We start from the raw sequence: 20084 nt of genomic DNA on the forward strand, positions 1-20084 counted from the left end.
AGCCGCCGGTCCGCTCCGGCGGTGCTGCGGGTGTGCCGTGGTACTCAGGCGCTCGGCGTGAAGGAAGCGACTCTGAAGCAGAGAAGAGAAAAGGAGGGAAACCCCGGCCTTCGTCCGCGATCCGCGAAAACGGCCGGTGGGTGAACACACCGTTCCGGTGCCGTCCGGTCCGCGCGGTCCCGCGCGCCGGTCGACGCCCCCGCCGGTGCGGCTCCCGAAGCCCGGCGGTGATGCGTGCCGACACTGTAGCCGAGCTACTCGCCGGTAGGAAGGGGGTGGGAGCCGGTATTTCGCCGCCGGGACCGCGTCGCCGGAACGGGTGACGGAGGGGACGGACGTCCGTTCGGACCACCCGATAGGGGAATTACGCGAGGTGGTGCGGCCGGGCAGCATGGGGGCATGAGCACCGGAACCGTGACCGCGGGTCGTGGCGAGCCCGCCGCCGAGCAGGAGCCCGCCGCCGAGGACGCCGGCCGGCCGGCCGGCGTCGCGCTGCCGCCGAGGGCCGACCGGGCGGAGCGCGGGGAGCGCGCCCGGGCCGCGGTCGAGCGGCTGCGGGCCGCCGAGGTCGACGCGGTGGCCGTCACCTGGGTGGACAACGCCGGCATCGCGCGGGTCAAGGCCGTGCCGTTGACCGGCCTGGTGCACGCCGCGCAGTGGGGCGTCGGCACGGCGCCCTGCTTCGACGTCTTCCTGGCCGACGACACCATCGTCTCCAGCCCGCTGACCGGCGGCCCCACCGGGGACCTGCGGCTCTACCCCGACGTCGACCGGCTCGTCCCGCTCGCCGCCCAGCCCGGCTGGGCCTGGGCGCCGGGTGACCGGTACACCCAGGGCGGCGCCCCGCACCCGGGTTGTCAGCGGCTCTTCGCCCGCCGGGCGGTCGCGGCGGCGGCCGAGCGCGGCCTGGGCCTGAAGGCCGGGATCGAGATCGAGTGGGTCGTCGCGCTGGCCGGCCCGCCGGAGGAGGAGCCCCGGTACCCGACGGCCGGCGCCGCGTACGGCCTGCAGCGGCTCACCGACCTCTCCGGGTACCTGCGCGAGCTGCTCCGCGCCCTCGCCGAGCAGGGGCTGACCGTGCTCCAGATCCACCCCGAGTACGCGGCCGGCCAGTTCGAGGTCTCGGTCGCCCCCGAGGGCCCGGTCGAGGCCGCCGACACCTCGGTCCTGGTCCGGCAGACCGTCCGCGCCGTCTCGGCCCGGCACGGACTGCGGGTCTCCTTCGCCCCGGTGGTCGAGGCCGGCTCGGTCGGCAACGGCGGCCACCTCCACCTCAGCCTCTGGCGGGACGGCCGCAACCTCGCCCGCGGCGGGTCCGGCCCGCACGGGCTGACCGCCGAGGGCGAGGGCTTCCTCGCCGGGGTGCTCGGCGCGCTGCCCGAGCTGCTGGTGCTCGGCTCCTCCAGCCCGGCCGGCTACCTGCGGCTGGTCCCCTCGCACTGGGCCGGTGCCTACCGGTGCTGGGGCCTGGAGAACCGGGAGGCGGCGCTCCGGCTGGTGACCGGTTCCACCGGCGAGCGCTCCACCGCGGCCAACGCCGAGATCAAGTGCTTCGACGCCACCGCCAACCCCTACCTGGCGCTCGGCGGGGTGCTCGCCGCGGGCCTCGCCGGCCTCGACCGGGGGCTCACGCTGCCGCCGGAGGTCACCGGTGACCCGGCGCAGGCCGAGCCCGGCACGGTCCCCAGGCTCCCCGCCGGACCGGCCGAGGCGCTCGCCGCCTACCGGCGGTCGGCGGTGCTCCGGGAGGCTCTCGGCGAGCCGCTGTACGAGGCGGTGCTGGCGGTCCGTCTGGCCGAGAGCGAGCAGTACGCGGGCGCCACCCCCGAGCAGCTGGTGGCGGCGACCCGCTGGCGGTACTGACGGTGCCCCCGCCGGACGTCCCCGCGCTGGTCGACCACCACTGCCACAGCGTGCTGACGGCCGAGCTCGCCGACGAGGACCTGGCGGGGCTGCTCACCGAGTCCGACCGCCCGCCCGCGCCCGGCACCTCGCCGTTCGACAGCGCGCTCGGCCTCGCCGTCCGCCGCTGGTGTCCGCCCGCGCTCGGGCTGCCCGCGCACGCCCCGGCCGAGGAGTACCTGGCCCGCCGGCGGGAGCTGGGCGCGCCGGAGGCGACACGCCGGCTGCTGGCGGCGGCCGGGCTGGAGACCTGCCTGGTCGACACCGGGCTGACCGCCGCCGCAGGCCGTTCCCTGCTGCCGCTCGACGCGTTCGCCGAGGCGGCCGGCGTCCGGGTCCGTGAGGTGGTCCGGCTGGAGCGGATCGCCGAGGCCGTCGCGGGCCCGGCGGGTGGCTGGGCGCGGGCGGTGCACGAGGCGCTGGCCGCGGCGGCGTCCGGCGCGGTCGCCGTGAAGTCCGTGCTGGCCTACCGGACCGGCCTGGAGGTGCCCGCCGAACGCCCCGGCCCGGCCGAGGTGGCGGCGGCCGCGGGGGAGTGGCTGCGGGCCGGGGGCGGCCGGCTGACCGACCGGGTGCTGCTGCACCACCTGCTCTGGACGGCGGTGGACGTCTGCGCCGACCTCGGCCTGCCGCTCCAGCTCCACACCGGCTTCGGTGATCCGGACCTCACCCTGCACCGGGCCGACCCGTCGCTGCTGGCGGGCTTCGTCCGGGCCGCCGAGCCGACGGGTGTCCCGCTGGTCCTGCTGCACGGCTACCCGTACCACCGGCAGGCCGCGTGGCTGGCGCACGTCTTCCCGCTCGTCCACACCGACCTCGGGCTGACCGCCTCCTACGTCGGCCCCCGGGTGGCGACGGTGCTCGGGGAGATGCTGGAGCTGGCGCCGTTCGGCAAGCTGCTGTTCTCCTCCGACGCCTACGGCCTGCCGGAGCTGTACCTGGTCGGCGCGGCCCAGTTCCGGCACGGCCTGGGCACCCTGCTGGACGGCTGGCGGGCCGACGGCGCCTGCACCGCGGCCGACGCCGAGCGCCTCACCCGCCGGGTGGCCGCCGGCAACGCCCGACGGCTGTACGCGCTCTGAACGGCCGGCGGGGCGTGAGGTCCGTCGCGCCGGTCCCGGACGGGCGGAGCCCGGGGCAGGGGTGACCGCGCCCGCCGCCCGGGGGGTCGACGGACATGGCTGTGCCGAGCCCTCCCGTGGTGTCGATCAGGACCCGATGGATCATGCCAGTCCGCGGCGGCCCGTGACGGTTGTTCGAACAGAATCCTTCGTCACACGGATCCGGTGCGGGCACGAAGGCCGGTTATTCACCGTATGGATTGACGAGGTGTCGCTCGCCCCGGAGCCGCAACCTTCGCAAGTGACCGAACGGTGTCGATTAGATGACTACCCCTTGCGGATTACGACACATGTTCACTAGCGTCCCGATCATTCCAGTGCACCTGCCAACCGCAGTTGCATGACGACTCGGGAGGGCCAACCCCTATGAGTGTTCCTCGGATCAGCCGGACCCGGTTCGCGGCGGTGGGCGTCGTCCTCGCCACCGCCGGCGCCCTCGCGCTGCCGGCCGGCACCGCCTTCGCCGCCGGTGCGGAGTCGACGACCGGTCCGCTGCTCAGCTACGTCGTCAACACCAAGGCCAACCACGGCCAGGTGCAGAAGGTCGAGACCGCGGTCAAGACCCTCGGCGGCTCCGTCGTGTACTCCTACGAGCAGATCGGCGTGGTGATCGCCCGCTCGACCGACACCCAGTTCGCCGCGAAGCTGCGCAAGGCCAAGGGCGTCGAGTCGGTCGGTGCCAGCCGCACCAAGGGCATCACGGCCTCCGAGGACCGGACCGCGGAGGTCGCCGCCGCGCCGACCGCCGCTCCCGCCGCCGGCGAGGAGCCCTACTGGGCCAACCAGTGGGACATGCGTCAGATCGGTGTCGACAAGGCCCACAAGCTGTCCCTGGGCAGCCGCAACGTCACCGTCGGCGTCCTGGACTCCGGCATCGACGGCACCCACGAGGACCTCGCCGCGAACGTCGACGCCTCGAAGTCGGTCTCCTGCATCGACGGCGGCAAGCCGAACACCGCCTGGGACGCCTGGCAGCCCGGCGTGGACGGCGCCCACGGCACCCACGTGGCCGGCACCATCGCCGCCGCCAAGAACGGCAAGGGCATCGAGGGCATCGCCCCGAACGTCAAGCTGGCCGCGGTCAAGGTCGTCGACGACGGCGGCTTCATCTACCCGGAGTACGCCATCTGCGGCTTCGTCTGGGCCGGTGAGCACAAGTTCGAGGTCACGAACAACAGCTACTTCGTCGACCCGTGGATGTTCAACTGCCAGGAGGACGCGGACCAGGCGGCGATCACCACCGCCGTCCGCCGCGCCGTCGAGTTCTCGCAGCGCAAGGGCGTCCTCAACGTCGCCGCGGCGGGCAACGAGAACATCGACCTCGCCCACAAGACCAAGGACGTCGCGAGCCCGGACGACACCACGCCGGCCGAGCGCCCGATCAACCAGAACTGCCTCAACCTGCCGACCGAGCTGGACGGCGTCGTGACGGTCTCCTCGGTGGGCGTCAAGGGCGACAAGTCGTACTACTCCAGCTACGGCAAGAACAAGGTCACCGTCGCCGCCCCCGGTGGCGACCGGATCTACCAGATCCCGGACACCCCGGACAAGAACGGCCGCGTGCTGTCCACCATCCCGGGTGGCGGCTACGGCTACATGCAGGGCACCTCGATGGCCTCGCCGCACGCCGCCGGTGTGCTCGCCCTGCTGGCGAGCACCTTCCCGTGGGCCAGCCCGGAGGAGCTCACCGAGCTGATCACCAACCAGGCCGAGTCGCACGCCTGCCCGTCGGGCCCGTACAACCCGGGCGGCACCGGCGTCTGGGCCGCCACCTGTGAGGGCGGCGTGGACGACAACGGCTTCTACGGCGCCGGCATCATCAACGCCGAGAAGGCGGTCCAGTGGTGGCGCTGAGCAGCTGACCCGCTGATCGGCCGCTGAACCCCCGAAGGGGGCGGGACACCAGTCCCGCCCCCGTTCCGCGTGTCCGCCCCCGTTCCGCCCCCGTTCCGCGCCCGGGCGGCGTGCCGAGCCGTCCGGCCCGGCGCGCCACCGGGCCGCTCACTCGACGTGCTGCTCCCAGGCGGTCTCCACCGAGGGCTTGCCGTGCAGGTCCGGGACGTCCTGGAGCCAGGCGGGCCGGCCGGCCCTGGTCCGGGCGGCCCGCCGCTGCTCGGTCTCGCGCAGCTGGTCGGGCGTGGCGAACCCCTCCGGCAGCCACTGCGCGGAGCGCGCGGCCCGGGCGGCCAGGTGCGCGACGTAGGCGCCGCGCAGCTCCGCCACCGAGTCGAAGCCGGGCTCGCCGGCCAGCCACTCGTCCGGGACGAGCGCCAGCACCTCCGCCAGCAGTCCGGCGGTGACCAGCGGCCCGAGCTCCTCGTCGGCGAGCCGGACGTCCGGCCGGTACCCGCCGAGGGCGTGCGCGCTCAGGTCGTACCGCTTGCCGACGGCGGACGCGGCGGCGGACCAGCGGTGGTGGAAGATCAGCGCGGCGCCGTTGTCGATCAACCAGAGGGCGCCGTGCCAGACCATCAGGTTGGGGTTGTGCACGGTCCGGTCGACGTTGCCGGTCAGCGCGTCCAGCCAGACGACCCGCCCGGCCAGGACCGGGTCGACGTCGATCATGCCGGGCCTGAAGTCGCGGGCGCCGGGCAGCAGGTCCATGCCGAGGTTGATCCCGCGACTGGACCGCAGGATGTCCTGGATCTCGGCGTCCGGTTCGCCGTCGGCGACCGCCGGGTCGAAGTCGACGAGTCGCAGCTCGGGCACCGGCAGGCCGAGCCGCCGGGCCAGCTCGCCGACGATCACCTCGGCCACCAGCGCCTTGCGGCCCTGCGCGGCCCCGGAGAACTTGACCACGTAGGTGCCCAGGTCGTCGGTCTCCACGACACCGGGGACGGAACCGCCGGCCCGCAGGGGGTCGACATAGCGCACTGCTGTCACCTGATCGAGCACACCTGCCACCCTAATGCCCGCCCCCGGAGACCAGGGCGGCGGCCGGTGCGGCGGGGCTCCTGTGATTGGCTTGCCGGTGGCCCGGACGATCGCGCGCCACCGGGGACCACACGGACCGGACGGCCGCGGCACGCGCCGGGCGACTCCACCACACCGGACGACCTGACGAGGAGAGCACGACCATGGGACAGGTGCAGGCCACCACCGAGCGGGTCTACGACGCGGCCCCCGAGCGGGTGTACGAGGCGCTGGCCGACTACCAGGTGACCCGCCCCAAGCTGCTGCCCGAGCAGTACAGCGAGTACGAGGTCCGGGTCGGCGGCACGGGCGCGGGCACCCAGGTGCACTGGAAGCTGCAGGCCACCGAGAAGCGGATCCGCGACTGCCTGTTCACCGTCTCGGCGCCGCAGCCGGACCAGCTGGTGGAGCGGGACGCGAACTCCACCATGGTGATCACCTGGACCGTCTCGGCGGTCGGCGAGGGCCGGTCGAAGGTCACCGTCACGGCGTCCTGGCGGGGCGCGACCGGCATCGGCGGCTTCTTCGAGCGGACCTTCGCCCCGAAGGGCCTAAACCGGATCCACGACCAGGTGCTGGCCAACCTGGCCGCCGAGGTCCGCTGACGCCCGACCCGACCCCTCACGACCGGTCCCGGGCCGGCCCGTCACGACCCGCCCCGGGCCGTGACGGCCCCGGGCGCGACGGCCCGGGCCTGCTGAAACCGTCCTTCGGCTCGCTCGGGATTTCGACCGGTCCGTCCACCCGTACGAGCGGAAAGCCGTACGGGTGGACGCCCGCCACGTGCGGGTGACGGCGGCCCCGCGGCACGGTGCGCCCACCCTAGGCTCGCCGCCGTGCATATGACGATCCTTCACATTTCGCAGCCCGTCGACGGCGGGGTCGCCCGCGTCGTCGTCGACCTCGTCCGGGGCCAGCGCGAGGCCGGCCACCGGGTGCTGGTCGCCTGTCCGCGCGGCGGCCGGCTGGCCGAGGAGGCCGGCGCGGTCGGCGCGCTGGTCCTGGACTGGCCGGCCCGGCGCTCGCCCGGCCCGGCCACCGCCGCCGAGGCGTGGCGGCTGCGCCGGATCGTCCGGGCGGCCGCGCCCGACATGGTCCACCTGCACAGCGCCAAGGCCGGGCTGGCCGGCCGGCTCGCGGTCCGGGGCGCCGCGCCGACCGTCTTCCAGCCGCACGCCTGGTCGTTCGCCGCCGTGGACGGCGCGCTGGCCGCCGCGACCCTGCGCTGGGAGCGGTACGCGACCCGCTGGGCGCACCGGCTGCTCTGCGTCTCGGTCCAGGAGCGGGCCGACGGTGTCGCGGCGGGCCTGCACGCCGACTGGGCGGTGGTGCCCAACGGTGTCGACGTCCGCCACTACGCACCGGCCGAGCGCCGGGCCGCCCGGGTCATGCTCGGCCTGGAGCTGGACGCCCCGCTCGCGGTCTGCGTGGGCCGGCTCTGTCGCCAGAAGGGGCAGGACGTGCTGCTCGACGCCTGGCCGGAGGTGCAGCGCCGGGTGCCGTCGGCCCGGCTGGCGCTGGTCGGCGGCGGGCCGGAGGAGGCCCGGCTGGCCGCGGTCGTCCGGGAGTCGGCCGAGCCGGCCCGGGTCCGGCTGGTCGGGGACGTCGCGGATCCGCGGCCGTGGCTCGCCGCGGCCGACCTGGTGGTGCTGCCCTCGCGCTGGGAGGGCATGGCGCTCGCCCCGCTGGAGGCGATGGCCTCCGGCCGTGCGGTGCTGCTGACCGACGTTCCGGGGGCCCGTGAATGCCTGCCGCCGGTCGAACGGAAGTCCGCCGTGGTACCGCCGGAGGACGCCGCCGCGCTCGCCACCCGAATGGCCGAAGCATTGTCCGATCCGATCGAGTGCGAGCGACGCGGCGCACGCCTGCGTGAGCACGCGGCGGCTCGCCATGATGTTCGCTCGGTGGTCGAACAGGTGGACGCGCTCTACCGGGATCTCCTGGGGGCCGGTCCTGCGGCCGGGCGCCGCCGCGCCCGTGTCCCGCAGCGGATCTGATCGTTTCACATGCCGTGAATGCCCGCCGGTCCGGCGCTGTCGTATTCGCACCCTCAGCCGGTTGTGGGTGAGGCGTGAAATCAGAAATACCTATTAATGGGCGGCTGGAATGAAATGGCAAGTCGACTTCCAGCATTCCGGTCGGCGTTCGGTATTGTCTGATTTTGCCTGCTTCATTTCGATTTCACGCCGGGAATTCGCGAGAAATCCGAAAGCCGCCAGCGGTGGCAGGTGCAGTCAGGACCGCGCCCACCGGGTCGGGACGGCCGCCCCGGGCCAACCGGTGCCGGACCGCCGTCACCCCGGGCACACAGCAGGGGAGTTCGTGCGCTGATGACCATTGACCACGACAGCGTGCCACGGCCCGGCCGGCCCCTGTCCGGCCAGCGCAGGCCCGCCACCGGGCTGCTCGACCGCCCGGCAGGGACCGCCCAGACCCGCAGCGCCCCGGCGGCCAGGCGCCGCCGCCGCCCGGTCCGCTCCCGGATCGCCCTGCCCGTCGCCCTGGTCGTCGTCGACGCCTTCGCCCTGTGCACCGCCACCGGGATCGCCAACCGCGCCCTCGACCCCGCCGTCCGGGTCGCGCCGCTGCTCGGCGTGGCCGCCCTGCTGCCGCTGCTGCTGCTCCTCAACCTAGCCGGCGGCCTGTACCGCAGCCGGCTCACCCTCTCCGTCCTCGACGAGCTGCCCGCGCTGACCGTCCGGGCCGTCGTCGCCACCGCCTTCGCCGTCACCCTGGCCGGCTGCCTCGAAGGCCACTGGCCCGACTCCGGTCCCGCCACCCCGGCCCGGCTGACCGTCCTGCTGGGTACCCAGCTGCTGCTCGCCGTCTGCGTCCGCGCGGTGCTCTACCACCTGGTCCGCCGGATCCGCCGCAGCCGCCCCAGCCCCGTGCTGGTGCTCGGCGCCGGCCGGCTCGGCCGGCGGGTCGCCGCCGCCCTCAGCGAGCGCGGCGAGTACGGGATGCGCCCGGTCGGCTTCCTCGACGCCGACCCGGCGCTGCTCGCCGGCGACACCGACCTGCCCGTCCTCGGCGGCCGTGAGGTCCTGGAGCGCGAGATCCGGCGCCACCGCGTCCACCACGTGGTCGCCACCGCCGGCGCCGCCGACGAGGCCGAGACCGCCGCCGCCCTGCGCGACGCCGCCCGGCTCGGCTGCCAGGTCTGGCTGGTCCCCGCCCTGCGCGAGTACGGATCGCTCGGCGCCGGACGGCTCGCCGGCGCCGACCACCTCTGGGGCTTCCCCTGTCTGCGCGTCGGGCGCGCGGCGATGCGCCGCCCCGGCTGGACCGCCAAGCGCACCCTGGACGTCACCGCCGCCGGGCTCGGCCTGCTGCTGCTCGCCCCCGTCCTCGTCCTCTGCGCGCTCGCGGTCCGCTTCGACACCGGCCCCGGCGTGCTCTTCCGCCAGCAGCGCACCGGCCTCGACGGACGGGTCTTCACCGTCCTCAAGTTCCGCACCCTGCGGCCCAGCAACGAGCACGAGTCCGCCACCCGCTGGAACATCTCCCAGGACCACCGGATGGGCGCCGTCGGCCGGCTGATGCGCCGCAGCTCCCTGGACGAGCTCCCGCAGCTCTGGAACGTCCTGCGCGGCGACATGAGCCTGGTCGGCCCGCGCCCCGAGCGCCCCTACTTCGTCATGCGGTTCAGCCAGGCCTACCCCGAGTACGCGGACCGCCACCGCGTCCCGGTCGGCCTCACCGGCCTCGCCCAGGTCAACGGCCTGCGCGGGGACACCTCGATCGAGGACCGGGCCCGCTTCGACAACCGCTACATCGAGAGCTGGAGCCTCTGGCAGGACGTCAAGATCCTGTGCCGCACCGCGGTCCTGATGCTCCACCCGGACGGGAGCTGACCCAGCGTGGCCCTGACCCTTGCCACACCTCCCCGCCCCGCACACCTCTTACGGCGTGCGGGGGTGCTCCTCCAGGACCGCCCCGCCCTGCTCGCCGCCGCCACCGTGCTGCTGGTCTGCGTCCCCACCGGGGAGAAGGACGTGGCCGCCGCCGTCCACGTCACCGCCGCGGACCTCGCCTCGCTCGCACTGGTCGCCCTCACCGCCGTCAACCTGCTGCGCGGCCGGACGCCCGCGATCGGCCGCGCCGACGCCGTCCGGTTCGGCGCCGTGGTCGCCGCCGCGGCCGTCGCCACCGTGGGCTCGATCGACCCGGCCACCAGCCTCACCGGCTTCGTCCGGCTCACCCAGGTCTTCGTGCTCGTCCCCGCCGCCGTGCTCTGCTCCCTGCGCGACCGCACCGACCAGCGCCTCGTCCTCGGCTCCTTCGTGGTCGCCGCGCTGGTCCAGGGCGTCGTCGGCGTCCACCAGTTCCTCACCGGGACGGGCGCCTCCTACACGGGCCGGCCGATCCGCGCCGTCGGCACCTTCGGGGCGCTGGACATCATGGCGATGTCCACCGTGGTCGCCTACGGCCTGCTCGCCGCCCTCGCCCTCGCCCTGGGTGAACGCGGCCCGGCCGGCGACCCCCGGCTCCGGCGGGCGCTGTTCACGGCCGCCGCCTTCCTGACCTTCCCGCTCGCCGTCTCCTTCAGCCGCGGCAGCTGGATCGCCACCGCCGCGGCCGCCGCCGTCCTGCTGCTGCGCGCCGACGCCCGGCTCGCCGTGCGCAGCGCCGTCCTCGGCCTGGCCGCCGCCGTGGTCCTGGTCGGCGGCCTCGGCCTCGGCGGCTCCGGTGTCACCGCCCGGATCAGCTCGATCGGCTCCGTCTCCGAGGCCCCCGACCAGTCGGTCTCCGACCGCTACGACCTGTGGGCCACCGCAGGGCGGATCTGGCAGGACCACCCGTTCTCCGGCGCCGGACCCAAGGCCTTCCAGCAACTGCGCGACAGCCACGCCCCGTTGCGGCTCTCCTCCGGCAGCGACGCCGCGGACGCCACCATCGGGTTCCAGCGCGAACCGCTGCTCTCCCCGCACAACATGTACTTCCTGGTGCTCAGCGAGCAGGGGCTGACCGGCATCGTCGCCTACGGTGTGCTCTTCCTCGGCCTGCTCCTCGGTTGCCTCCGGCACGCCCGCGGCCCGGGTCTGGCGGCGCTCGCCCTGCTCACCTGGGTCCTGGTCGACTTCCTCTACGCCGACATCGGCGGCACCACCACCGTGCTGACCTCCGTGGTCCTCGGCCTCGCCGCCCGAGCCGCCAGAGCCCCCCGAGCCGCCAGAGCCCCCCGCGGCGCCGGAGCCCCCCGAGCCCCCCGCGGCGCCGGAGCCCCCCGAGCCCCCCGAGCCGCCAGAGTCGCCGGAGGCCCCCGCGGCGCGGGCCCGGAGGCGGCGGCCCGATGAGCACCGACCAGCCCACCGCGCTCACCCCGGCCCTGCCGGCCCCCCGGTCCGCGCCCGCCGACCCCGCCGTCGCCGACCCCGCAGCCGCCCCCCGGCGCGGCTTCCTCGCCAAGGCCTTCGGCGTCACCGCCGTCCTCAGCGCCGCCGGTTCCGCCCTCGGCCTGCTCCGCGACCTCCTGCTGGCCCGCTACTTCGGCGCCAACCAGGGCACCGACGCCTTCCTGGTCGCCTGGACCGTCCCCGAGACCGCCGCACCGCTGCTGATCGAGGACGCCATGTCCTTCCTCATGGTGCCCGCCTTCGCCCTCGCGCTGGTGCTCCGCGAGGAGAACCCCGACGGCCCCGACCCGGTCCGCCAACTGGTCCGCGCCACCCTGCCCTGGCTGCTGCTCGCGCTCTCCACGCTCTCCCTCGGCGCGGCCCTCGGCGCCCCCTGGTTCGTCGACGTGCTGGCCCCGGGCCTGGCCAACCCCGGACTCGCCGTCACCTGCACCCGGATCACCGCGATCACCGTGCTGCCCTTCGGCGTGGCCGGCTACCTCGCCGCGGCCCTGCGCGCCCACCACCGCTTCACCGCCCCGGCCGGGATCTACGTCGCCTACAACGTCGGCATCCTCGGCGTCCTGCTCAGCTGCCACGCGATCTGGGGCGTCCGCTCCGCCGCCCTCGGCGTAGCCCTCGGCAGCCTGCTGATGGCGGGCCTGCTGATCGTCCCCTTCCTGTACGGGCTGCGCACCGGACCGGGCGCCCGCCCCGCCCGCGACCGCCGCCCCCGCAGCAAGGCCCTCGTGCTGATCCCGCTCGCCCTGCTGCCGGTCGCCGCCTTCACCCTGACCCGCCAGTCCCAGGTCTTCATCGAGCGGTTCCTCGGCTCCGAGCTGCCGGCCGGCACCATCTCGCACCTCAACTACGCCGCCAAGGTCTCCCAGCTCGCCATGACCGCCGGCATCCTGATCTGCACCGTCACCTTCCCCCTGGTCGCCCGGGCGCTCGCCGCCGGCGACCTCACCGCCGCCCGCGACCGCGTCGAGAAGGACCTGGGCCAGGCCGCCGCCGTCGTCCTGCTCGGCACCGCCTTCCTGCTCGCCTGCGCGCCGTCGGTGGTCGCGCTGCTCTTCGAACGCGGCGCCTTCGGCCCCCGGGACACCTCCGCCACCGCCGCCGTCATCCGCGTCTACAGCTTCGGCCTGCCCGCGCAGGCGCTGATCGGCGTGATGATCCGCCCCTACTTCTCGCTCCGCCCGGTGGTCCGCCGGGCCGGCGACCCCAGCCCCGACGACGGCGGACGCCGGCTGCTCGACTGGTACCCGGCCGCCGCGATGGCGTTCGGCCTGGTCGTCACCGTCGTCGGCGGTCTGCTCGCCACCCCCCGGTTCGGTGCCCCGGGCCTGGCGGCCGGGAACGCGGTCGGCATCACCGCCACCGCGGCGCTCCTGCTGCACGGCCTGGTCCTGCGCGGCATCCCGCTGCGCCTGCGCCTCGTCCTCGGCGGCCACGCCCGGCTGCTGGCCTCCGCCGCCGGCGCCGTCGCGCTCGGCACCCCCGTCGCCGGCCTCACCGCCGACCCCCTGCTCTCGACCCTGTGCGGGGGCCTCACCGTGGCGCTGGTCTTCGCCGCCCTGGGCACCGTCCTCGGCGCCCGCGAGGTGCGCGGACCGGTCCGCGCCGCAGCCCGGGCCCTGGGCCCGTCACCTGTCGCCGATGAAGGGAAGCCTCCCCATGGACGCTGAACGGGGATTCGTCCGGCCGGTCCTGTCGGGCGTCCGCCGCCCCGCCGCACCCGGTGCGCCGGCCGCGGTCGGCCCGCACACCGACGCACCACGGCCGGGCACCCGCCGACCACCGGCACAGCTGCCGAGGAGCCGCCGCCCGATCGCCGAGGCGCCCGCACCGGATCCCTCCTCGCCGTGGATCCTGATGTACCACTCGGTGGCCGTCGAGGACGAGGACCCCTACCAGCTGACCGTCAGCCCCGAACGGTTCGCCGAACAGATCGCCTGGCTGCACCGGTGCGGCCGGCGCGGCGTCTCGGTCCGCGAGCTGATGCGGGCCAGGGCCGCCGGCCGGGACGACAAGCTGGTCGGCCTCACCTTCGACGACGGCTACGCCGACTTCGGCCGCTACGCCGTACCGATCCTTCAGGCCTACGGCTTCACCGCCACCGCCTACGTGGTCGCCGACCTGCTGGGCCGGGCCAACGACTGGGACACCGAGGGCCCGCGCAAGAAGCTGCTCACCGTCCAGGAGGTCACCGACCTCGCCGCGGCCGGCTGGGAGATCGGTTCGCACGGCCTCGGCCACCGGGCGCTGTCCGGCCTGCCCGCCGACGTGCTCGCCGACCAGACCCGGGAGAGCCGCCGGGCCCTGGAGGAGATGGTCGGAGGTCCGGTCACCGGCTTCTGCTACCCGTACGGCGCCGTCGACCTGGCCGCCACCCACGCCGTCCGGGACGCCGGCTACGACTACGCCTGCGCGATCGCGCACTCCCCGCTCACCGGCAGGTACGCGTTGCCGCGCTGCTACGTCGGCGACCGCGACGGCGCCTGGCGGCTGCGCGCCAAGCGCGGCCGGCACCGCCTCCGCGACACCGTCACCGAACTGCGCCGTACCCGTCTCGCCGCCCGCACCCGCCCCGAGCGCCCCGAGCGTCCGGACCAGGCCGAGCGCCCGGTCCGGGCCGACCGTACGGACCGTGCGGACCGCCCCGAGCCGAAGGTCCGCGCCGCCGAGGGCGACCAGCGGCCCGGGAACGACGCGGTCGCACCCGTCCGGCGGTCCGGCGAACCCGGCGGGGCCCGGACGCACCTCCCGCCCGCCGGACCCGCGGACGGTGCCGCCCGCGGGTCCGAGCGCCCCGGCGGAGAGCGGGCGGGCCACGGCAGGGCCGCCCGATGAAGGTGCTGCACATCGTCACCGGCCTCGCCTCGGGCGGAGCCGAACGCCAGCTCCAGCTGGTGCTCCGGTACCTGCCCGCGCACCAGCACTGCGAGGTCCTCGCGCTGACCAACCCCGGCACGGTCGCCGCCGCCCTGCGCGCCGAGGGCGTCACCGTGCACCACCTCGGCATGCGCGGCAACCGGGACGTCGGCGCGCTGCCCCGGCTGGCCCGCCTGATCCGGGCCGGCCGCTACGACGTGGTGCACACCCACCTCTACCGGGCCGGACTGTACGGCCGGCTGGCCGCCAGGCTGGCCGGGGTCCGGGCCGTGGTGGCCACCGAACACTCGCTGCACGCCGGGGTGATCGAGGGCCGGCCGGTCACCCGCGGCGTCAAGGGCCTCTACCTGGCCGCCGAACGGCTCGGCACCACCACCGTCGCGGTCTCCCGGCAGGTCGCCCAGACCCTGCACGGCTGGGGCGTCCCGCCGGGCCGGGTGGAGCTGATCCCCAACGGCATCGACGCCGACCGCTACCGCCGGCAGGATGCGGACCGGGCTGCCACCCGCGCCCGGCTGCGCGCCGAACTCGGCCTGCCGCCCGGGAGTTGGGTGGTCGGCGGAGTCGGCCGCCTGGTCCCCGGCAAGCGCTTCCCGGTGCTGCTGGAGGCGCTCGCCGAACTCGACGGCGCGGCCCGCCTGGTGCTGGTCGGCGAGGGTCCGGAACGCGCCGCGCTGGAGCGCCGGGCCGCCGAACTCGGCGTCCGCGACCGGCTTGTGCTCACCGGCGAGCGTGACGACGTCCCCGACCTGCTCACCGCGCTGGACGTGCTCGCCGCGCCCTCCACCGAGGAGACCTTCGGACTCGGCGTCCTGGAGGGGCTGGCGGCCGGCCTCCCGGTCCGCCACAGCGCCTGTCCGGCCCTGGACGAACTGCCGCCCAGCGCCGCCCCGCAGGCCCGCCGGATCCCGTCGGACGCCGCCGCGTACGCCACCGCGCTGGGCGAGCTGCGCCACCTCAACGACCACAGCACCGACCCGCTGCCCCGGCCCCCCGCGGTCGGCCACTACGACATCGTCCGGGTGGCCGCCGACCTCGGCGCCCTCTACGACCGCCTGGTCCCCGCCTGAGCCGGCAGCTCCCCAGTCGCCGGGCCGCCGGCCGGGCGGCCCCCGTATCCAAGGAGTCCCGATGACCGAACCGCGCCGAAGCGCCCGTCTCCTGGTCCGCCGCTGGTGGCCGCTGGCCCTCGCGGTGCCCCTGGGTGCCGCCGCCGGCGCCGGGTACGCCGTCGTCGCCCACCCCTCGTACGCCGCCGACTCCTACGTGATCGTGGTGTCGGAGAACCCGGGGGAGAGCGCCACGGCCGTCAACTTCGCCCAGGCGTACGGCCGGCTGGCCGGCCGGCCGCAGGTGCTCGCGGCAGCCGCCGCGGAGACCGGGCACAGCCGGTCCGAGCTGGAGGCCCTGGTGCACGGCACCACCTCGCCGGACGCCCCGATGATCGAGATCACCGGCACCGGGGCGGACCCGCAGGAGGCCGTCCTGACGGCCGACGCGGTGGCCCGCTCCCTGGTCGCCTTCGCCAACGGCAGCACCAAGGAGACCGGCGTCCGGCTGGTCCCGCTCGCGGCCGCCGCCGAGCCCGAGCGGCCCACCACCCCCTCCGGGCGGCTGGACGTGGCGGTCGGCGGTGCGGCGGGCGTGCTGATCGGCGCGCTGGTGATGATGACCCGCCGCCGGAGCGACAGCGCCGCCGGCCCCGCGGCCGGGGCGGCGCCCGTCCCGACCGCTCCGCGCCCGCGCACCGCCCAGCCCGGGGCGGAACCCGTGGCCGACCCCGGCCCGGAGCCCCGGCCCGCGGCCGGGACCGAGGTCACGGCCGCGTCCGGGACCGGCGACACGGCGGCCCGGGCCGGAAAGCCGGACCGGGCCGGAAAGGCCGGGCCCGCCGCGGACGCGGCTCCGGCCGAGTCGGAGAACAGGACCAAGACCGTGGCCGGGAGCGGACGATGAGCACCGAGGCAGCCGCCCCGACCACGGGACTCCCCGCCCAGGCGTGCGCACCGCGCTGGACCACCGAGCTGCGCCGCGAGGACGACGCGCTCGACACCCTCGCCGAGGAGTGGGACGACCTCGTCACCCGCTGCCGGACCGCCACCTTCTTCCAGGCCGCCGTCTGGCAGCGTTCCTGGTGGCGCAACTACGGACGCCCCGGCGCCCTGCTGGTGGTCCTGGTCCGCCGTGACGGCCGGCTGGTCGGCGCGGGCGCGTTCCAGCGCCGCGGCGGCCCGCTGGGCGGCCTGGCCGGCCTCGGTGACGGGCTGATCGACTTCACGGACATCCTGCTCGACGACTCCTGCGCCGACCGCGCCGCCGCCGAGTTCGCCGCCGCGCTCCCGCTCACCCGCCCCTGGCACAGTCTGGACCTGCGCGAGGTCCACCCGGAGGCCGCCGTCCAGCGGGTCTTCGCGCACTGGCGCGGCCGGCGCCGGCGGTTCACCGACTCGCTCTGCCAGTACCTGCCGGCCGTCCCGATGGAGCAGCTGCTCAAGCGGGTGCCGGGCAAGACCGCCCAGCGCAGCCGGGTCAAGCTGCGCAAGATCGCCGAATCGGGCGTGGAGGTGCGCTCGACGCCCCCGGCGGAGGTGCCGGAGGCCCTGGCCGGGCTGCTGCGGCTGCACTTCCTCCAGTGGGCCGACCGCGGGGTCACCCCGGAGCACCGCACCGAGCGGTTCGCCCGTCACCTGGACGAGTCGACCACCGGCCTGGTGGCCACCGGCCGGGCCGCCGTCCACCAGTACTGGCTGGACGGCGAGCTGGTCGCGGTCAACCTGCTGCTGCTCTGCCCGTCCTTCGGCGGCCTCTACATGTACGGCGCGCACCCGAGGCTGCGCGAGCGGCTGGACATCGCGGGCCTGCTGTTCGGCGCCGCGCTGGACGAGACGGTCGGCGCGGGCATCCCGGTGCTGGGCCTGCTGCGCGGCCAGGAGCCGTACAAGCAGCGCTGGCGGCCGGACCGGCTGCCGAACCAGCGGCTGCTGTTCGGCCCGCGCGGCCCGGCCCCGGCCGCCGCGGTCCGGTGCGGCGCCGTCCGCTCCCGGCAGGCCGCGGTGCGCGTGCTCAGCAGCCGGCTGCCGAAGCTGAAGGAGTCCCTGCTCGCCCGCCGCCGGAGCTGAACGGGCACTCCGGGGGCGTCTGCCGGACACGTCCTAGCGCCGCGCGGGGGCGGCGGTCGGCGAGACGCTCGGCGAGGGACCGGCCGACGGGCTCGGTGAGGGGCTGGCCGACGGGCTCGCCGTGGCGGACGGCGGCGCGGAGGCCGCCGCCGAGGCCGAGGCCGGGGCCGGGGTGATGGGCGAGGCCGGGGGACCGGTCGGTGCGCCGGCCGGCGCCGGCGGTGCGGACGGCATCGTGGGCGCCGCCGGTGCCGGGGGCGCCGTCGGCGCGGCCGCGGCCGGTGCCCCCGGGGAGCCGCCCATCAGCTGCCGGAACCGGGCGCTGGACCGCGGGTTGCGGTCGCACTGCCAGAAGCCGTGCGGGCAGTAGTCGGTGACCGTCTGGTAGGCGGTGTCGTGGGTGCGGATCCACTCCACCATCCGCTGCACGAACTCCGGGTTGTCGCCGTTCCGGAACAGCCCCCACTCCGGGTACGAGACCGGCTTGCCGCGCTTGGCGGCGAACTCCACCTGGTCCAGCAGCCCGTACGGCTCGTGCACGTAGTCGTCGAAGGTCGCGCCGGCCGGCTGGTCGTAGCTGTCCATGCCGATGATGTCCACCACGTCGTCGCCCGGGTAGCACTTGGTCCACGGGATCGCGTCCAGCCCGCGGTTGGGCGTGAAGTCGAAACGGAACCGCTGCCCGGGCACCGACCGCATCACGGTGACGATCCGTCGCCAGTACGTCTTCCAGGCCGCGGGGTCGGGCTTGCAGCGGTGGGTGTAGGTGACCCCGTTCATCTCCCAGCCGAGGGTGAGGACGGTGTCCGCGCCGCCGAGCGCCACCAGTCGGCGGGCCAGCTTGAGGAAGTGCCGGTCGAAGTCCCCCCGCGCGCCCTGGGCGAGCAGCTTCGCGACCTCGCCGTCCGGCACGTTCGCCTCGTTGGGGACGAGCATCGGCACGCCGAGGACGAGCGTCCGGGACGGGTCCGCCTGGCGCCACTGCGACCACATGCCGAGCACCATCGCCTCGCCCTCGACGTCGGCCCAGCCGTTGCCCGCCAGATAGGTGTGACCGACCTGGAGGTTGGCGTTGTTGAGCCACTGCGCGTAGCGGCCGATCTGCGGGATGTACCGGTCCCAGGAGCCGACGAACGCCCCGAACGGGGGCTCGTGCTTGGGCCGCTGGACGACCGGGCGCGGTGCGGCGCCGCGCGGCGAGATGGCGTCGGAGGAGAGCGCGTGCCGTTCGGTCTGGCTCAGCGGGGTGCCGGCGGGGACGCTGGCGGTGGTGAGCAGCAGCAGGGCGGCGGCGGCCAGCGCCAGGCGGCCGAATCGCATGGTCTCTCCTCGGGCGGGGGCCTCGGTGGGGCAGGGCGGAGGGCGACGCAACGTGACGCCCCGATTGCCGACAGTAGGCCCGCCGGGCGGAGGAAAAGCCGAATGTCACCCTAAAGTGGGCGCTATTCGAACGCCGTCCGGCGGTGTGCCGTGTATCACCTCTGTAACAGTCCCGGAGGCCCGGGGAGCCCTACCCGCGCCCCGGGCCCGGGCGGGGCCCGGGGCGCCGCCGGGCCCGACGGCGCAGGTCGGTGGGCGGCGTCGGCCGGCCCGTGCGAAACCGGCCGGCGAGGTTCCGCCGTCCGGCCGTACGGAGAGGTCCGGCTGACTCGCGCGGGCGGTGAAAGGTACGCTCCGCCCGTGTCCTGGAAGTCGCGCGCCCTCAGCCCCCGATCGATCCTGCCTGCCCTGGCGGTGCTGCTGGTCCTTGTGGCGGGCGCGGCCGCGCACGCCAACAAGCCGGTTCCGTTCGGTGACCGGGTGGCCGCACCGGGCGCCTCGGACGCGAGCCCGGACGCCGTGAAGTCCCTGGACGCGGCCGACCTCGACCTGAGGGTCGGACCGGGCCTGGAGGCGTACCACAAGGCCACCGGGGAGCACGCCTGGTCGTACCAGCGGGAGGGCGCCACCGCGCTCTACCTGTCGATGGCGGGCGAGAACGCCGTGGTGGTCTGGGACGACGGCCTGGTCACCTCCGTGCGGCCCGGCGACCACGAGGTGCGCTGGCACCGCGCGGTGCCCGGCCTGGCCGACTGGCTGCGCGCCGACGGCGAGCCCGGCGCCGACAAGCGCACCGAGGAGCAGCGCAAGCAGCTCGCGACCGAGCGGGCGGCGGCCTCGCTGCGGACGGTCCAGCAGTCCGCGCCCTGGGTGGCGGTGGTCACACCCAATCTGACGATGGGCTTCCGCGACGCCGACGGGGACCTGCGCTACAACTCCAAGCCGGCCGGCAACTGCGTCTACGACCCGACCCGTACGGTGGCCAGCGACTTCGCGGTGCTGGTTCCGCGCAGCTGCTCCAACAGCAGCGGCCAGTCGGTCTCCGGCGGGATCTCCGGCTACCGGCTGGACAGCAGCGGCTGGCAGCTCAACGCCGGCCCGGGCGTCTCGATGAAGGCGCTGGACGGCCGCCGGGTGCTGATCTCGGACGGCCCGATCGTCGCTCCCAAGGTCTTCGACACCCGCGCGGCCGCGCCCGAGGCCGCCTGCGGCAGCCCGGCCGAGCCGTTCGCCGCCGTCCGCCCGGAGGGCAGCTGCGCGGCGCCGGCGGACGGGCAGCAGCCGCGGTAGTCGGCCCTCCCGGTACCCCCGGCCGGTAATCCCTCGGGGTTCGCTCGCGCGGCCCGGTAGACTTGCCGTCATGGCTGTTCTCTCCGTGCACTAGCGGGCGAGCGGCGCCGCGCCGTGCGGTCCGCCGAGCCTCCGCCGACGCCCTTCACCCGCCGTCCCGGCCCGTGCCCCGTCCGGGCGCCCGC

Annotated in this window: 15 protein-coding genes; 13 read left to right on the plus strand and 2 right to left on the minus strand. The window is 75.6% G+C overall.

Features of this window, described 5'->3' with window-relative positions; genetic code table 11:
- The first annotated feature begins 399 nt into the window (after positions 1 to 399).
- The 3 genes from PUR56_RS17195 (at position 400) to PUR56_RS17205 (ending at position 4877) form a co-directional block, all read left to right on the plus strand.
- The gene (locus PUR56_RS17195) at positions 400 to 1863 is read left to right on the plus strand and encodes a glutamine synthetase family protein (RefSeq protein WP_329949574.1); all 1464 of its coding nucleotides are present in this window, start codon (positions 400 to 402) and stop codon (positions 1861 to 1863) included.
- Positions 1864 to 1865: 2 nt separating this feature from the next.
- Complete coding sequence (locus PUR56_RS17200) at positions 1866 to 2984, plus strand: amidohydrolase family protein (protein ID WP_329949575.1); 1119 nt, start codon at positions 1866 to 1868, stop codon at positions 2982 to 2984.
- A gap of 405 nt (positions 2985 to 3389) precedes the next feature.
- Entirely contained in the window at positions 3390 to 4877 is a 1488-nt protein-coding gene (locus tag PUR56_RS17205; protein ID WP_329883409.1) for a S8 family peptidase, read from the plus strand.
- A 147-nt stretch (positions 4878 to 5024) separates the two neighbouring features.
- Here the strand turns inward: PUR56_RS17205 and PUR56_RS17210 are convergent, their stop codons facing one another.
- Positions 5025 to 5918, minus strand: a complete 894-nt coding sequence (locus PUR56_RS17210) for a HipA family kinase (protein ID WP_329949576.1) — start codon at positions 5916 to 5918, stop codon at positions 5025 to 5027.
- A 182-nt stretch (positions 5919 to 6100) separates the two neighbouring features.
- On the opposite strand from PUR56_RS17210, the gene PUR56_RS17215 reads away from it, so the two are divergent.
- The 9 genes from PUR56_RS17215 to PUR56_RS17255 all read left to right on the plus strand — a co-directional run bounded on the left by PUR56_RS17215 (position 6101) and on the right by PUR56_RS17255 (position 17289).
- Entirely contained in the window at positions 6101 to 6541 is a 441-nt protein-coding gene (locus tag PUR56_RS17215; protein ID WP_329883411.1) for an SRPBCC family protein, read from the plus strand.
- Positions 6542 to 6778: 237 nt separating this feature from the next.
- A complete protein-coding gene (locus tag PUR56_RS17220) occupies positions 6779 to 7933 on the plus strand; it encodes a glycosyltransferase (RefSeq protein WP_329949577.1) in 1155 nt (384 codons plus the stop codon).
- Positions 7934 to 8266: 333 nt separating this feature from the next.
- Positions 8267 to 9790: a sugar transferase gene (locus PUR56_RS17225; RefSeq protein WP_329949578.1), complete on the plus strand. Its 1524-nt coding sequence runs from the start codon at positions 8267 to 8269 to the stop codon at positions 9788 to 9790.
- A gap of 63 nt (positions 9791 to 9853) precedes the next feature.
- Complete coding sequence (locus tag PUR56_RS17230; protein ID WP_329949579.1) at positions 9854 to 11233, plus strand: O-antigen ligase family protein; 1380 nt, start codon at positions 9854 to 9856, stop codon at positions 11231 to 11233.
- A complete protein-coding gene (murJ, locus tag PUR56_RS17235) occupies positions 11230 to 12963 on the plus strand; it encodes a murein biosynthesis integral membrane protein MurJ (protein ID WP_329949580.1) in 1734 nt (577 codons plus the stop codon). The genes PUR56_RS17230 and murJ overlap by 4 nt, the downstream gene beginning before the upstream one ends.
- Positions 12953 to 14128, plus strand: coding sequence for a polysaccharide deacetylase family protein (locus tag PUR56_RS17240; protein ID WP_329949581.1), 1176 nt, complete (start codon positions 12953 to 12955; stop codon positions 14126 to 14128). Before murJ ends, PUR56_RS17240 begins: the two co-directional genes overlap by 11 nt.
- Positions 14125 to 15240, plus strand: coding sequence for a glycosyltransferase (locus PUR56_RS17245; protein WP_329883417.1), 1116 nt, complete (start codon positions 14125 to 14127; stop codon positions 15238 to 15240). Before PUR56_RS17240 ends, PUR56_RS17245 begins: the two co-directional genes overlap by 4 nt.
- Before the next feature lie 61 nt (positions 15241 to 15301).
- Positions 15302 to 16126 carry a hypothetical protein gene (locus tag PUR56_RS17250; RefSeq protein WP_329949582.1) on the plus strand — a complete coding sequence of 275 codons (825 nt, stop codon included), beginning with the start codon at positions 15302 to 15304 and terminating at the stop codon, positions 16124 to 16126.
- A complete protein-coding gene (locus PUR56_RS17255) occupies positions 16123 to 17289 on the plus strand; it encodes a GNAT family N-acetyltransferase (RefSeq protein ID WP_329949583.1) in 1167 nt (388 codons plus the stop codon). The genes PUR56_RS17250 and PUR56_RS17255 overlap by 4 nt, the downstream gene beginning before the upstream one ends.
- 33 nt (positions 17290 to 17322) lie before the next feature.
- On the opposite strand, the gene PUR56_RS17260 is transcribed toward PUR56_RS17255, so the two are convergent.
- Positions 17323 to 18609 (minus strand): glycoside hydrolase family 26 protein, encoded by a 1287-nt coding sequence (locus PUR56_RS17260; RefSeq protein ID WP_329949584.1) that lies wholly within the window; start codon positions 18607 to 18609, stop codon positions 17323 to 17325.
- A gap of 360 nt (positions 18610 to 18969) precedes the next feature.
- Here PUR56_RS17260 and PUR56_RS17265 point away from each other — a divergent pair, with 360 nt between their 5' ends.
- Positions 18970 to 19899, plus strand: coding sequence for a hypothetical protein (locus PUR56_RS17265; RefSeq protein WP_329883421.1), 930 nt, complete (start codon positions 18970 to 18972; stop codon positions 19897 to 19899).
- Positions 19900 to 20084 lie beyond the last annotated feature (185 nt).

It is taken from the genome of Streptomyces sp. BE303 (genome assembly GCF_036290945.1).
In the GTDB taxonomy this organism is placed as follows: Bacteria; Actinomycetota; Actinomycetes; order Streptomycetales; family Streptomycetaceae; genus Kitasatospora.

Bases quoted from the DNA above. Each gene is read 5' to 3' on its own strand.
- PUR56_RS17195 (WP_329949574.1), top strand. From the start codon at position 400: ATGAGCACCGGAACCGTGACCGCGGGTCGTGGCGAGCCCGCCGCCGAG.
- PUR56_RS17205 (WP_329883409.1), top strand. From the start codon at position 3,390: ATGAGTGTTCCTCGGATCAGCCGGACCCGGTTCGCGGCGGTGGGCGTC.
- PUR56_RS17215 (WP_329883411.1), top strand. From the start codon at position 6,101: ATGGGACAGGTGCAGGCCACCACCGAGCGGGTCTACGACGCGGCCCCC.
- PUR56_RS17220 (WP_329949577.1), top strand. From the start codon at position 6,779: ATGACGATCCTTCACATTTCGCAGCCCGTCGACGGCGGGGTCGCCCGC.
- PUR56_RS17225 (WP_329949578.1), top strand. From the start codon at position 8,267: ATGACCATTGACCACGACAGCGTGCCACGGCCCGGCCGGCCCCTGTCC.
- murJ (WP_329949580.1), top strand. From the start codon at position 11,230: ATGAGCACCGACCAGCCCACCGCGCTCACCCCGGCCCTGCCGGCCCCC.
- PUR56_RS17240 (WP_329949581.1), top strand. From the start codon at position 12,953: ATGGACGCTGAACGGGGATTCGTCCGGCCGGTCCTGTCGGGCGTCCGC.
- PUR56_RS17245 (WP_329883417.1), top strand. From the start codon at position 14,125: ATGAAGGTGCTGCACATCGTCACCGGCCTCGCCTCGGGCGGAGCCGAA.
- PUR56_RS17250 (WP_329949582.1), top strand. From the start codon at position 15,302: ATGACCGAACCGCGCCGAAGCGCCCGTCTCCTGGTCCGCCGCTGGTGG.
- PUR56_RS17255 (WP_329949583.1), top strand. From the start codon at position 16,123: ATGAGCACCGAGGCAGCCGCCCCGACCACGGGACTCCCCGCCCAGGCG.
- PUR56_RS17260 (WP_329949584.1), bottom strand. From the start codon at position 18,609: ATGCGATTCGGCCGCCTGGCGCTGGCCGCCGCCGCCCTGCTGCTGCTC.